This is a genomic window from Nostoc sp. PCC 7524 (assembly GCF_000316645.1).
Taxonomy (GTDB): Bacteria; Cyanobacteriota; Cyanobacteriia; order Cyanobacteriales; family Nostocaceae; genus Trichormus.
The window spans coordinates 31,604-47,025 of record NC_019684.1; the positions used below are offsets into that span (position 1 = coordinate 31,604).

9 protein-coding genes are annotated in these 15,422 nt (G+C 45.0%); 3 read left to right on the forward strand and 6 right to left on the reverse strand.

The window, feature by feature from the left end; all coding sequences use genetic code 11:
* Window positions 1-23: 23 nt before the first annotated feature.
* The 5 genes from NOS7524_RS00140 to NOS7524_RS00160 all read right to left on the reverse strand — a co-directional run bounded on the left by NOS7524_RS00140 (window position 24) and on the right by NOS7524_RS00160 (window position 11,200).
* Window positions 24-2,108, reverse strand: coding sequence for a dynamin family protein (locus tag NOS7524_RS00140; RefSeq protein WP_015136425.1), 2,085 nt, complete (start codon window positions 2,106-2,108; stop codon window positions 24-26).
* 23 nt (window positions 2,109-2,131) lie between these two features.
* Window positions 2,132-2,452 (reverse strand): DUF3040 domain-containing protein, encoded by a 321-nt coding sequence (locus NOS7524_RS00145; protein ID WP_015136426.1) that lies wholly within the window; start codon window positions 2,450-2,452, stop codon window positions 2,132-2,134.
* 245 nt (window positions 2,453-2,697) lie between these two features.
* Window positions 2,698-3,081 carry a hypothetical protein gene (locus NOS7524_RS00150; protein ID WP_015136427.1) on the reverse strand — a complete coding sequence of 128 codons (384 nt, stop codon included), beginning with the start codon at window positions 3,079-3,081 and terminating at the stop codon, window positions 2,698-2,700.
* A 416-nt stretch (window positions 3,082-3,497) separates the two neighbouring features.
* Complete coding sequence (locus NOS7524_RS27680; RefSeq protein WP_015136429.1) at window positions 3,498-8,987, reverse strand: FG-GAP-like repeat-containing protein; 5,490 nt, start codon at window positions 8,985-8,987, stop codon at window positions 3,498-3,500.
* A gap of 62 nt (window positions 8,988-9,049) precedes the next feature.
* Complete coding sequence (locus NOS7524_RS00160) at window positions 9,050-11,200, reverse strand: TIGR03032 family protein (RefSeq protein ID WP_015136430.1); 2,151 nt, start codon at window positions 11,198-11,200, stop codon at window positions 9,050-9,052.
* Between the two features lie 611 nt (window positions 11,201-11,811).
* Between NOS7524_RS00160 and NOS7524_RS00165 the strand changes: the two genes are divergently transcribed.
* The 3 genes from NOS7524_RS00165 to NOS7524_RS00175 all read left to right on the forward strand — a co-directional run bounded on the left by NOS7524_RS00165 (window position 11,812) and on the right by NOS7524_RS00175 (window position 14,264).
* The gene (locus tag NOS7524_RS00165) at window positions 11,812-12,786 is read left to right on the forward strand and encodes a cysteine synthase A (protein ID WP_015136431.1); all 975 of its coding nucleotides are present in this window, start codon (window positions 11,812-11,814) and stop codon (window positions 12,784-12,786) included.
* A 224-nt stretch (window positions 12,787-13,010) separates the two neighbouring features.
* Window positions 13,011-13,343 (forward strand): (2Fe-2S) ferredoxin domain-containing protein, encoded by a 333-nt coding sequence (locus NOS7524_RS00170; protein WP_015136432.1) that lies wholly within the window; start codon window positions 13,011-13,013, stop codon window positions 13,341-13,343.
* Between the two features lie 54 nt (window positions 13,344-13,397).
* A complete protein-coding gene (locus tag NOS7524_RS00175) occupies window positions 13,398-14,264 on the forward strand; it encodes a DUF5331 domain-containing protein (RefSeq protein ID WP_015136433.1) in 867 nt (288 codons plus the stop codon).
* A gap of 54 nt (window positions 14,265-14,318) precedes the next feature.
* Here NOS7524_RS00175 and NOS7524_RS00180 read toward each other — a convergent pair whose 3' ends face one another.
* On the reverse strand, window positions 14,319-15,359 hold the full coding sequence (locus tag NOS7524_RS00180) for an adenosine deaminase (protein WP_015136434.1): 1,041 nt from the start codon (window positions 15,357-15,359) through the stop codon (window positions 14,319-14,321).
* Window positions 15,360-15,422 lie beyond the last annotated feature (63 nt).

The window sequence follows — 15,422 nt, forward strand, 5'->3', positions numbered from 1 at the left end:
CCCTTAAGGGGAGATATGTAATCTTAACTATAGTAAGCCAAAAGATTACTATAAGCTGCCTCAATCTTTTGCAGTTGAGCTATAACATCCTCCTGCAAACTTTTAAACCGCTTTAACTCACCCTCACGATTAATTTCCCGTGTTTCCTTTTGCTTCAGCAAATTATCCAACTCTGACTTACGAGCAGTAATATCATCATTAATCCGCTTACTTACTTCTCTTTCATAAGCATCAAAACACTCTTTCACCGCATCATATACAGTTTGTGATTGCTCATTAGCAACTTGCGGCAAATATTTGACTAACTCTTTCTTGGCAGTTTTTACTAACTCTTTACGCGCTTGCTCTGCTTGTAAAAAACCTACCCCCAAGCCGAGTAAAGCAAATCCAATAGGGCCGAGAAAAACACCTGTAACGGCAGTAATAATACTACCAATACCAATGACAGTGAAGTAATTTAATAAAATATTCTTCCAATCAAATCCCACCCCAGCCATTGCAACACCAGCTAAATTTCCCCTAGAAAGGGATAACAATCCCATCGCCCATTTTGCCCAACCGGGAGAATTATCTTCTTCTGTCGTACTGGTGTGAGGATTGACTTTAACTTGTTTCCCGGTAAGTTTTGCGGTAATTTGTTCAGTAACTTGATGATAGGATGCACCATATTGGGCTGCACTATGAGATAGTTCTTTAAAAGCTGAATTAATATCTTTCTCAGCCGTTAAAGTCCACGCTGAGAACTTATCAGTCATGTATTCTTCAAAGGCTTTTTGCAGTGCGGAGTTAAACGCTTCTCTTTTTCCGTTGCTGAGGAAATCTAATATCTTTAATTCTGGTTGATAGCGTAAGAAATCGCTTTCAAAGGTATTGCCTAAGTTTAAAACATAACTGCGGAATGATTCAGAGATTGTTCTGGCTTGGTTATCTCTAGTAGTAAGAATTTCTCTTTGAAATTGATCCCGAATATTGGTGAGTTTTTTAAACTCTGGTTCTACCGAATCGATACGTTTTTTGAGTTCTTCGACATCTTGATCTAGTAATGGTAGCCTTCTATCTATGGCTTCGCGGGTATGCTTAACAGCTTGTCTAGCTAATGTTCTCGCTTGTCGGAGTTCTGCGATCGCCCGTTCTCTGGTAAGAAAAGTATTAAGCGAACTCATAAACTCAGGGAAGCCAGTCCCGCTTAAATCTGCTTGGGGATTCTTTAACCGTCTTCGCAGTGCTTGAATCGATGACAGTTCAAATACTCGTTCATCATAAATATTTTGTCCATCTACATAGCAATACTCTGCTAAGTTAGCTTGAAAAACTTGCCTGAGTCTATTTTCAGCCGCTTGTAATTCTTCCACATCATCAGGATCAATCAATGATTCTTTTACTTGATCCCAAGCATTAATTAAAAAGAAAACTGATAAACCACGCCCTTTAATATAGTTTTCCAAGTAACGACGCTCACCCAATGTACAAGGTTGGGAAGCTCTCATCACAAATAGAATAGCATGGCAATTATTCACATATCCTAGAGACAATTCATTACGGGCTTCTGTGTCATTTAATCCTGGGCTATCAACAATTTCAATGCCTTTTTCTAGCAAGGTTAAAGGGTACTCAACTACTGCATAATCAACATCTGGAAATGCTTGTTTTTTCTCTTGTTCTAACTTTTTAGCTTCGGCTGGATCAATTGTATATTTATATTTAAAACTCTGGAAATCTAGCGTTTGTGGTTTTTTACCATCATTAAAATGAATCGTAACTTTTTTTTCTAAACCGTAGCGTAAAACTGTTAAAACTGCGGTACAGGGGTTAACATCACTGGGAAGTAAATTTTCACCAATTAAGGCATTGAGGAAGGTACTTTTACCTCGCTTCATGTCGCCTAAAACTAAAAGACGAAATACACCTTTTTTTAGATTTTTACTGACTACGTTAATGTCTTCTAGATCCCGTTCCAAACTGAGTTTACCAGATGAATTCTCTCCATCCAATTCAGCTTTTACAATGGTTTCAGATAGATTTTGCAAACACACGGCTATCTCAGAGCGTACCTGAGCAACACGCTCTAAATCTTGAATAAATCTATCAGTTACTACTTGATTAACCATAACCATAACACCTTAGTTAAAGATTATTTCTTACGAGTTTCAAAGAACAGTTTATAAGCTACCCAGGCGAGAACTGCCATAATCACAAATCCAGCCAAAACTGATGCTACTCTCACCGCTACTAATGCTGCTACACCAAGCGCAAATAGTTTTCCGGCAATAATTAATTTTTTTACCCAAGGTTTGGGAGAATTTTCGGTTTGATGTTTCACTGTTTGATGAAATGGTGTATCATTTACAGACATTTTTTGTTCCATTTCTCGCAGTCGTATTTCTACTTCTTTTTCTCTCAGTAACCTTTCTCGTTGCTCTAGCTCATCATGGCGATTATGTTGAGATGTCATCGATGTCCACCCCATTAAGGATGATGTTAGTAATATTATTACGTACCAAGTTAATGTATATTAACTTACTTAGATAATTAACAGCTCCAGTAAAATCACTATTTTAAGGCTATCAAGTTTCTTCTTCTCTGCTCCTCCTGTGCCTCCTGCTAACTAAAACAGATCTAAAATGTCAGGTGCGTCAGGGCGATAAAACTTAACTATCCCAACAAATTATTTAGACTGACGCACACTACAAAGTAGCTTTAGCTGGGTTGCAGAGCTACATTTTGGCGCATAGTACGTTTACGTAGGCATAGCCCGTCGTAGACATCGCTTTTGCGAGTACCTCCAGCCATCTGATACTCTTGGCTATTACTACCAAATTTATAGGCAACACCACGCAGAATTTTGTCAGAATAATCTGCCAAATCTTTTTCGTTTTCCCGTATCTGGGTTAGTAAGGCATCGATAGTGGAGAGGGTGGTATTGTATATTTCTAGAGATTGTCGCAAGTTTTCAATTTTACCAGTATAATCTTTGACTGTTAATCCCTCTCCAATATCGAGTGTTGGACTAATGGATTTAATACTTGCTAGACGGACTTCTGCTTTGTCGAGAGCGCGTGAATTTCGTTTATGTCTTGCCATAATTAATACTTATGTTGCAAATTTTCCCTAACTCTATGGTGGACAATTGTTAAAAAAGTTGTCATACGTAAAATTGTTGATTTTTATTAAAAAATCTAAATTTAAGTGATTTACAGTAGCTTTTACTATTTATTGTCCAGATACAGCCGTTGTGTCCTGCAAAAACATATTTTATTTCGGTAAAAATAGGTGTAACACTATTTCACAAACATCTTGGCAGGCATAGATTCTGCCTAGGGGTTGAGCAAACGTCAAGGCGGAAGCTCTTACAGACTGCGCGTAATACTGAAACCTCTTGACGGAAGCTCTTACAAAGAAGGCGGAAACTGTTCCCACGACAGTGTAACCCACCATTTCTAAAAATTTGGAGCGATCGCACTTTAAGTTTCCTCAAAATGCGATCGCCCTGACATCAACTAAACTAAGACATTAGTACCCACAACCAAACTAGCCGCCGACACATTAGTCAGGGTGGAGAGGTTAACGAAACTATTACCACCACCATCAGCATCAATCTGCACTAGGGCATTTGCACCAGATTGAGTGAATTGCAGATATCCCAGAACATTGCCGCTATACCCAATTAAAGTCGGCAATAACTGCGTCAAATCTAGCTTGTCACTGATGGTAGAGAAACCATTAATAGTGTCCCCAGCCGCTAAAGTGCCGCGATCGCTGATGGTATTGTAGACAAAGCGATCGCTACCATCACCACCATTGAGGACATCAGAACCCAAACCACCGACTAACACATCATCACCATTACCACCCAAGAGAGTATCATTACCATTTTCACCGAGGAGGCGATCGTTACCTCCTAGTCCTGAAAGCCAATCGTTGCCATTACCGCCTGATAAAATATTTCCTGCCGAGTTACCAATCAGAACATTATTACTACTGTTACCAGTACCATTAATAGCATTAGTTCCTGTGAGTGTTAAATTTTCTAGGTGACTGCCCAATTGCCAACTGATACTAGCAATTACTGTATCTATGCCACCATCTGCCTCTTCAATGATGATGTCTTGCGGATTGTCTACAAAGTAAATATCCATGCCACTGCCGCCTACCATCATATCTGCACCAGTACCGCCATCTAGCCAATCTAAACCTGCACCACCATAAAGTGTGTCGTTACCAGCATTACCATTGAGGGTATCATTGCCATTATGACCAGAAACATTATCGTTACCCACACCGCCATTAAAGATATCGTTACCGCCACCCATGTCTACAACTGAGTGAGCATAACTTCCCAACAGTGTTACCACATCATTACCATCTTGGGGTTGATTGCTAGTTGGTTCATCACCCTTCAAATTAATGAAGAAATTACTGTTGTTCATGGTGACAGTAATTACATCATTACCAAAACCACCAGTAATTTTCCCGTCAGAACGGGGAGCATTATTAGGGTTAGTGTCGTTATCCCAACTGGCAGCAAAGGTGATATTTATCACATCATTGCCTGGGCTACCATGTGCGCCATTGACACCATCGGAGTCAGTAATGCGATCATCTCCATCTCCACCAAATATACGGTCTAGGTTGCCTGCTCCACCGTCAAGTGTATCGTTACCTTCCAAGCCCTCAATCAAGTCATTAGACGCAGTGCCAGTGAGATTATTATTGCCTGGTGTGCCGATGATGCGGTTAGATTGGACTGTAACTGTGACTGTACCAATGTCAGTACCACCAAAACCATCACTCACTGTGTAGTCAAAGCTGGCATTGCCAATAAAGTCAGTAGTTGGTGTAAACTCGATAACACCATTATTTAATACAGCCGTGCCATTGGTGGCGTTGAGGGTGTTAATAATGCTGAGTGAGTCGCCGTCAATATCGCTATCATTGAGCAGCAAGTCACTGACTGGGATAAAAAGCGGGGTATTGAAGTTAGTAATTCTGTTGTCATCACTTGCAATGGGATGATCATTCACACCGTTAATCGTCACGGTAATCTCTTGGCTGGCTGTACCATCAACAGATTGCACTGTAAAGGTTTCCGTTTTGCTGTCGCCTGCACCTAAAGACTGCACAGCACTGTTGGCGACGGTGTAGTTCCATGTTCCTGCTGTGGTGATGGTGAGGCTACCTATGTTGCCTGTGCCTGCGATCGTGGTGTTAAAATTGTTTTCGCCAGTATCGACATCAGTAACGGTTAATGTACCAGTGGTGGTCAAGTTGGGAGTGCTGGCATCTTCGGTGACTGTACCTGTGGCTGTGCCTGTGATGGTAGCAACATCATTCACCCCAGTAATGGTGATGATCGTAGTGGCATTAGCTGTGCCGCCGTTGCCATCGCTAATGGTGTAGGTAAAAGATGCGGTGGCAGTAACTCCTTGGGCTAAGTAATCGTAGCCATCTGTTAGGGCTGGAGTGCCGTTGGTCGGGTCAAAGGTAAAGCTGCCGTTGGCATTTACCCTAAGTTTACCATTGCCCAGGATAATTTCTTGCCCAACGTTAGCAGCACTGCCGTTGACCTGAGTTACTGTGAGGGGACTGCCATCGAGGTCGCTGTCATTGGTGAGGACATTGCCATTGAGCAACGTGTTTTCGTTGATGCTAACTGCATCGTTGGCGGCAGTGGGGGGAGTGTTGGGGATGTTCAGGAAAAACAAGGTATTGCCGTCACTATTGCCCACAAAAGTATCGAGGTCGCCATCGCCATCGATATCGACTAGGGTGGGTGCGGCACCAGCCCTTACATCAGTCAGACCGAAGGGGTTAGTGGTGGGGGTGTTAAACTGCGGATTGGTGGCAGTGCCTGTGTTGCGGTAGAACAACGTATTGCCGTCACCATTGCCCACAAAAGCATCAAGGTCGCCATCGCCATCAATATCGGCAAAGGTGGGCTTGGCAAAAGTCCCCACATTAGTTAGACCGAAGGGGTTAGTAGTGGGGGCAGCAAACTGCGGATTGGTGGCAGTACCTGTGTTCCGATACAACAAGATATTGCCATCAAAATTGCCTACAAAAACATCTAGGTCGCCATCACCATCAATATCGGCAAAGGTGGGCACGGCATTAAATCCCACATCACTCAGACCGAAGGGGTTATTAGTGGGGGCAGCAAACTGCGGATTGGTGGCAGTGCCTGTGTTCCGATAAAACATGGTATTGCCATCAAAATGACCGACAAAAGCATCAAGGTCGCCATCGCCATCAATATCGGCAAAGGTGGGCGCGGCATTAAATCCCACATCAGTCAGACCGAAGGGGTTATTAATGGGGGTGGCAAATTGCGGATTAGTAGCAGTACCTGTGTTCCGATACAACAAGATATTGCCATCAAAATTGCCTACAAAAGCATCGAGGTCGCCATCCCCATCGATGTCAGCTAAGGTGGCTACAGCAGAAAATCCCACATCAGTCAGACCGAAGGAGTTAGTGCTGGGGGGACGGAAGTTGATAGGTGTGGGAGGAGCAGGTTGGTTTTGGTAGAACGCGGTATCGCCGTAACGTTCGCCCACAAAAGCATCGAGGTCGCCATCGCCATCAATATCGGCAAAGGTGAGCGCGGCATTCAATCCCACATCAGTTAGACCAAAGGAGTTAGGGGTGGGGGTGTCAAACTGCGGATTGCTGGCAGTGCCTATGTTGCGGTAGAACAAAATATTGCTGTCAACATTGATTACAAAAGCATCGAGGTCGCCATCACCATCAATATCGGCAAAGGTCGGCGCGGCAAAGCTCCCCACACCAGTTAAACCGAAGGGGTTAGTAGTAGGGGAGGCAAACTGCGGATTGGTAGCAGTGCCTATGTTGCGGTAGAACAAAATATTGCCGTCACGATTGCCCACAAAAGCATCAAGGTCGCCATCGCCATCAATATCGGCAAAGGTGGGCTTGGCCAAATACCCCACATCAGTCAGACCGAAGGGGTTAGTAGTAGGGGCGGCAAACTGCGGATTAGTGGCAGTGCCTATGTTGCGGTAGAACAACGTATTGCCTTCACTATTGCCCACAAAAGCATCGAGGTCGCCATCGCCATCGATATCGACTAGGGTGGGTGCGGCATAAAATCCCACATCAGTCAGACCGAAGGAGTTAGGGGTGGGGGTGTCAAACTGCGGTTTGGTGGCAGTGCCTATGTTGCGGTAGAACAAAATATTGCCGTCACGATTGCCCACAAAAGCATCAAGGTCGCCATCGCCATCAATATCGGCAAAGGTCGGCGTGGAATAAGACTCCAGAGGAGTCAGACCGAAGGGGTTGGTGCTACGGGGTAAGAAGTTGATCGATGGGGGAAAAGCAGGCTGGTTTTGGGAGAAATTTGTATTACCGTCACCATTGCCCACAAAAGCATCAAGGTTGCCATCGCCATCAATATCGGCAAAGGTGGGCTTGGCATATCTCCCCACATCAGCTAGACCAAAGGGGTTGGTGCTGGGGGTGACAAACTGCGGATTGCGGGCAGTCCCTGTGTTGCGGTAGAACAATGTATTGCCTTCACCCTCGCCCACAAAAGCATCAAGGTCGCCATCGCCATCAAGGTCGGCAAAGGTGGGCGCGGCAAAATACCCCACATCAGTCAAACCGAAGGAGTTAGTAGTAGGGGCGGCAAACTGCGGATTGTTAGCAGTCCCTATGTTGCGGTAGAACAACGTATTGCCGTCAAGATTGCCCACAAAAGCATCAAGGTCGCCATCGCCATCAATATCGGCTAAGGTAGGCGCGGCAAAATACCCCACATCAGTCAAACCGAAGGGGTTAGTAGTAGGGGAGGCAAACTGCGGATTGGTAGCAGTCCCTATGTTGCGGTAGAACAAAATATTGCCGTCAAAATTGCCTACAAAAGCATCCAGGTCGCCATCGCCATCAATATCGGCAAATGTCGGACTTGCTAAATACCCCACATCAGTCAGACCGAAGGGGTTAGTGGTGGGGGTGTTAAACTGCGGGTTGGTGGCAGTGCCTATGTTGCGGTAGAACAAGGTATTGCCGTCAAAATTGCCGACAAAAGCATCGAGGTCGCCATCACCATCGATATCGACTAGGGTGGGCGAGGCATACAATCCCACATCAGTCACACCGAAGGGGTAGGTAGTGGGGGGATGGAAGTTGATATTCGGGGAAGAAAAAGGCTGGTTTCGGGAAAAATTTGTATTGCCGTCAAGATTGCCCACAAAAGCATCAAGGTCGCCATCCCCATCGATATCGGCAAAGGTCGGCGCGGCAACCAACCCCACATCAGTCAGACCAAAGGGGTTAGTAGTAGGGGAGGCAAACTGCGGATTGGTAGCAGTGCCTATGTTGCGGTAGAACAACGTATTGCCGTCAAGATTGCCCACAAAAGCATCAAGGTCGCCATCGCCATCAATATCGGCAAAGGTGGGCTTGGCATTAAATCCCACATCAGTCAAACCAAAGGGATTGGTGCTGGGGTCTGCAAATCTCGTATTGCTGGCAGTGCCTATGTTGCGGTAGAACAATATATTGCCGTCAAGATTGCCCACAAAAGCATCAAGGTCGCCATCGCCATCAATATCTGCAAAGGTAGGCGCGGCATACAATCCCACATTAGTCAGACCGAAAGGGTTAGTAGTGAGAGCGGCAAACTGCGGGTTGGTGGCAGTGCCTGTGTTCTGATAGAACAAGGTATTGCCGCTACGATTGCCCACAAAAGCATCAAGGTCGCCATCGCCATCAATATCTGCAAAGGTAGGCGCGGCATACAATCCCACATTAGTCAGACCAAAGGGGTTGGTGCTAGGAGCAGCAAACTGCGGGTTGGTGACAGTGCCTGTGTTCTGATAGAACAAGGTATTGCCGCTATTATTGCCCACAAAAGCATCCAGGTCGCCATCGCCATCAATATCGGCAAAGGTAGGTGCAGCAACCAACCCCACATCAGTCAGGCCGAATAGATTGGCAATAATGTTTAAAAATCTTGGGTAAGTCATGTTACTTTGCTCTAAATTTCAAATTGGGGGCTGGGGATTGGGGATTGGGGACTGGGCATTTTTTATCTCTCTTGCTCTGCTGCTTGCTGGCTCTGATGCCAACAAGCGATCGCCTTTTCGGTTTCCCCCAGTTGTTGCCAGACATTGCCCAGATCGTAGTAAGTGGCAGCTTCTGGTTGTAGTCGCACTGCTTCCTGTAAACACTGGGCGGCTGCTAGCCAAGATTGCTGATTGGCGTGTAACCTGCCTAAGTTGAGGTATGCTAAGGCAAAATCAGGCTTGAGTTGAATCGCCCTTTGGTAAGCTGCGATCGCCTCTTGTGTTTTCCCCTGCATCTGCCAGATTGCCCCCAGGTTGCAGTGTGCCTGGGCAACATTGGGGTTAATTTCTAGGAGGCTTTGATAGGCTGCGATCGCTGGCTCCAGTTGCCCTAACCCCTGCAAAGCATTACCCAATTGGTTGTAGGCGGCGATGTAGTCTGGTTGCAAGCGAATCGCCTCACTAAAGCTAGTCACCGCCGCTTGTAAGTCGCCCTGTTGCGCCCACTGTTTCCCCTGCTCAAACTGGACACGGGCGGACACAGAGAGTAATTTGTGCGATCGTTGTAAGCCATCTGCCCCAAGAGTGGGCATTTGCCAAGCCAAGCGTTGTAAAAGAGGTTCGAGAGCAATGGCACTCAACGCCGTTGGCTGGTAAACTACGGTGATTTGATCACAACCTTCCGACACCAAAGCTTTTTCTAGGTATTGCATCAACTTAGTAGCAATACCCTGCTGCCGATATGCTGGGGCGACAAATAGTGATATCAATTCCGCCGTCTTTTCCGGTAGCATTTCCGCAATACCAAAGGCCACCATTTCCCCCACCACCGACGCAGAGATGCCCACCAATTCACCCCGTTGGGGCTGAGTTTGCCACCTTTGCTGCAAACTGGGGAAGGTGAAGGCATCGTAATCAGCTAGGTTGCTGGCAGTAATGTGATAGACTCGCTGGAATTTGAGTGTTGTTAGGGGTAGCGGGGCTTGAGCAGCTTGCTGAGTGCTGGGTGCTGAGTTTTGGGTGTTTTCCCACAATTGGCGGGGCAATCCGGCGACGGGAGCCATACCACCGACACTTGGGCGTTTTACTGTAGGTTTGGTAGTGACAATACCACCAGAACCAGGAAAAGTAACTAAGCGTTCGATTTCCTCTGACTGGAAGCCCAAAGCCTGGGGCTGACGCACACCTGGTAGCACTACCACATCAAATAGTTCTTCGACTACCCCATCCAGTTGCAGCCAATGCACCGTTTCACCTGTGTTAATATCAATCACCATCAGCCCACACTGGGAAGTCTTACCAAGAGCTACCAGCCGTTCTTCTAAAGGCAGTCCGCTAAAAGTAGGCGATCGCAGTTTTGATAGCCCCACAAAGGCGAAGTTTTCCCAAAATGCCAACCCCCTCACAAACCCAGGACAGAAAGCGATCGGCACTAATTGCTCACCGTCCAGGTAGCCAAAGTCCCCCGTCCCGGCATTCAGTAGCCACAGCTTATCTTGATACCATCGGGGTGAGTGGGGCATAGATAACCCCGTGGCAATGATGTTATTGGTTTGTACATCAATCACCACACCCCCGCCTACTCGATGGTTACGCCAACCGGCGGCGGTGTCGGTGGTACTACAGGCGGTGACGTATTGGGGTTTGCCGTCTCGCAACCCTAAGCCGTTGAGATGACAACGGTCTTCCGCCGCCAACTTAGAAATAAACGGTGGTTGCCACAGGGGAACAAAACTATAGTCTTTGCTGATAGTGGCAAGGCAGCTAAAGTCTGTATTGACAAATACAATATTTTCTGCATCATCCAGCACCAAATCGTGAACATTTAAGTCGCCGGTGGTGTATGCAGTGCGGGGGATATAAAGGCGTTCACAACGTGTCTCTGAAAGAGAATCGCTTTGCTGATATATTTCTCCTGGTGCAAGTAAATTTTCAAACCGCCAAATTTGGTAACGTGTGCTAATATATATACTGTTGTTTGCTGCATATATTCCCATTGGCTTATCAAATAGCCGCTCATGAGCAGCTATCTCACCTTCCTGATTGCAACCAACGAAAAATAGCCGATTAGTTTGGTAAGTAGAGAAAGCGAGGCTAATTCCCTGACTTTGTAGCCAAGATCCTAGCTGCGGTGAGCAACTAATATTGAGTTGAGATGTGGTTGAGAAAGTCATAAACTGACTGTGTTGCAGAAAATTTTTAAGAAATTTGCCTAGAATTAATCAGTAATTTTAGACACCATAAAACTGCCCCTATTCCGCTTATAAGGGGTAATTTTGCATATCAAACCTAGTTAATCTATGTTTTGTCTACCAAATCTGTAAGTAATATTACGGCTAAATCTAAAAGCGTTGCAGTAAGTTTATTAAAAGTTCAACAAATCCTTTTGAAGAAGGCAGAAGGCAGGAGGCAGAGGGCAGAAGGTTTCGTTGAGATGGGGATTCAAACTCCACCTCAACGAGAGCCACCAAATTGAAAATTTGGTGGGGGTCTTAAACCCTTGCTCCTTCCCGTCGCGCAGACGGTTCGGGCAATTAGAGAAGGGATAAATCCCTTCTGCCCTCTGCCTAAATTGATAAAAAATGCCGTTAAGTGCTACTTTTGATTCATTTCATAGCAATGAATCCATTTTTAATCAATTTAGGCGGAGAAAAATCAATTTTTGCAGGTTTGTAGTGAAAACTGCCTGAAGAACAGATATCTCATTGAGGATGGCGAATCGGTGCGTATGATGCCACCACTATGAGCCACAATTTTTATAGGTAAGAACTCAAGTAAAATCACAATGGATATCAAAAATGGTTTCATAGGCGCTGTTGGTAATACACCACTGATTCGGCTCAATAGCTTCAGTGAAGAAACAGGGTGTGAAATCCTTGGTAAAGCGGAATTTCTCAATCCGGGTGGTTCTGTCAAAGACCGCGCTGCACTGTATATCATCAAAGATGCGGAAGAAAAAGGGCTACTGAAACCCGGTGGTACTGTTGTCGAAGGCACGGCAGGTAATACTGGTATTGGACTAGCTCATATTTGCAATGCCAAAGGCTACAAATGCCTGATTATCATTCCTAACACCCAGTCCCAAGAAAAAATCGATGCTCTCACCGCTTTAGGTGCAGAAGTTCGTCCCGTTCCAGCTGTACCCTATAAAGACCCCAATAACTACGTCAAGCTATCAGGCAGAATTGCGGCTGAGATGGATAATGCGATTTGGGCAAATCAATTTGATAATTTAGCTAACCGTCGCGCTCATTACGAAACCACAGGGCCAGAAATCTGGGCGCAAACCGATGGTAAAGTTGACGGTTGGGTAGCGGCAACTGGCACAGGGGGAACATTTGCTGGGGTGGCAATGTATCTTAAAGAACAAAATCCCGCAGTTAAATGTGTGGTTGCTGACCCAATGGGTAGTGGATTATATAGCTATATCAAAACAGGGGATATCAAGCTAGAAGGCAATTCTATCACCGAAGGTATTGGTAATAGCCGCATCACAGCCAACATGGAAGGCGCACCTGCTGATGATGCTATCCAAATCGATGACAAAGAAGCTTTGCGGGTTGTTTACCAGCTATTGCGGAAAGATGGATTATTAATGGGTGGTTCCACGGGTATCAATGTAGGTGCTGCGGTGGCTCTAGCTAAACAGTTAGGCCCCGGACATACCATTGTCACCATCTTATGTGATAGCGGTTCACGGTATCAATCACGGATATTTAACCGTGAATGGTTAGCATCAAAAGGACTGTCTTTAGATTAGGCAATAGGCAATAGGCAATAGGCAATAGTTAATAGTTAATAGTCAATAGTTATTCTTACTCTGGACTATAGACTATTAACTGTGAACTATAGCAGTAGCCATATAGATTAGGATATCCAACAATCCTAAAACCTTTACAATGTAAGGCTTTTAATTCTATCACCTATCACCTATCACCTGTCCCCTGCTATATTCAATTTTTCACAGGGTGTCATCACAAAATCATGACTAATATTAGCCAAACATCCAACTCTTCAATTACAAACCAATCGTCTACCCCCAGATGTGTGAGAGTTTGCCAACATCGCACCTGTAAAAAGCAAGGTGGTAAAGAAGTATTAGCAGCTTTTACCGCTTTGCCAGTTCCCAATGTGACGGTGACAGCTAGCAGTTGTTTGGGACAGTGCGGTAACGGGCCGATGGTGTTGATTCTGCCGGATATGGTTTGGTATTGTGGTGTTCAACCCCATGAAGTACCTCTAGTAGTAGAAAAGCATTTATTAGGTGGTCAAAGAGTGCAGAAGATGCTCTATCATCGGTTTCATCCCCAAGGATAAAGCCAATTAAAAATATACAGGTCTGCACTATTTTTGACTGAAGCGAGGCATCCGATGAATATTCAGGAGCTGCGTCAATCCTTAAAAATGAAGTGGCTGAGTTACTACGAGGAAAATCGTCCTTGGTTAGTCAAAATGCGAATTTGGGCTAGCTACAATGGTCTAAGACGACCTTCATCTGGGTTCATTGTGGCAACATTGTCTGTTTTAGAACCAGAGTTTCCTCAGATTATTGCTTTTCTGATAGAACTGAATAATAACCCTGATGAAATAGTTGCAGCTTTAGGTCTAAACTTTAACCCTGACAAAGAGTTAGGCTTAATCAAATCACAGCCGAACTTGGCTGTAACCCAACTTGAACATGAATTTCCAGAGGAGGAACCAGTCACGTCAGTGGCGCTGACAATTCAGGATGCTCCCTCAGCTATTACCAAGGCGCAAAAACCGGAAAAGCTGGTAGTAATGCCACGCTTGTCTAAATCTATGGCGGAAGTTGTCCCTATTAATCAACCTACACCAGCGATCGCAACTTCTGCCAAAATCAATACAAGTCTTTGTGTCAATCAGCTCCCCTCTAAACCTGGGGGTTTGCCTACGCTGACTATAACTACACAAGTCCCCAATAAAGCTAAACCTTTACCATCGATTGGCTTGGCACTAGCCACCACACCCCCCCGCAATGGTAAAGTCATACGCTCACTGGAGATTACTACTCAAGTTCCCGGTAAACCAAAAACGCTCATCTCGCCAACCTTAGTGACAGAAATTTCCCAAAATGGCAAACATGAACATAAACAACCACCCGCACCCGTAAACAAAGTTAATCCCACACCTCAAACTAATGCCAGTAATCTGGCTTCTTGGGTGGATGAATTTTGTCAGGGTACTGAGTGGCATCAGGAAGAAGCAATTTCTATGTAGGGGAGTAGGAAGTGGGGAGTGCTGTTAGCTCCTTTTCTTCCTAGTTTCTAGCCCCTAAATTGCCAAAACTGTGGCAGGTTCTTCTGGTTTGAGTAACCCATTCAAAAGGTATGCTGGACGTTGACCATAAGGCCAAGCAAAGGCATGACGAAAGGCTGCATCTTGACAAACTTGCAACTGTTCAAAATTAATGATGTCGTAAGTCAAGAGATTTTCATACTCGAACGGTAAACGTACATTATGCAAGCCAGCATTATCCGTACAAATAGCTATATCTACCCCAGCTTCAAAACATCGGTCAAATACTAACTTCAGTTGCCGAATATCCTGTAAAGTCCCTGTTTTCAGGTAAGTTGTGGGGCAAACTTCCAAACACTGTCTTCTTCTTGCTACTTCTGGTAGTAACTCTGGATACAATAAGGGAATCTGGATACCGTGACCTATCCGCATGAGGTAAGGTAGCAGTTCTGGGTAACATCCGGCTGTAGTTTCATACAGGTGTCCTGTGGTGTTAATTCCCAGCGATCGCGCATAATTATACAGATTAATCCATTCTTCCATGCGATCGCCATAATAACTATCACCCCCAGCAACGTCCACACCACAAACATAATCTCTATTGTGTGCCGCTAAATCAATAATCGCTTTATTCACCTCATAGGGTAAGCGCGAGTGCATACAGAGAATTTGGCTAGTGACAATGGGATATTCTGGCTGGTGGCTGGCTCTACCTACGACTTCCACAATTTCCGCCATTTGATCAATTCTCTGGGACTGACTCAAATGCTCTGGTGTCCGTAAGTAAGGAGTATAGCGTAGTTCCAGATAAGCCAAATTCTCAAAAATGTAAGCACCACGCACTAAGCGGTAAATAAAGTAAGGCAGTGTCTCTACGGTTTGCACACTTTCCACTAAAGTATGCAATTCTAAGTATTCATCTAGGGTATTGCGTGGTCTAGTGTAAAAATCTTCAAACTCTGGATAGTTGCTAAACCGGGAAATTAACTCTGAGGAATGCCGCTCGAAATAGCGCCATAAGACACGAGGGACAACGGAACCACCCAAGTGTCTGTGCAATTCAGCATATAAGGCCATAATGATACTTTGTCTATAAAAAGTTTAATAATATTAACAAAAATACTGAGCAAAAAAATCTAC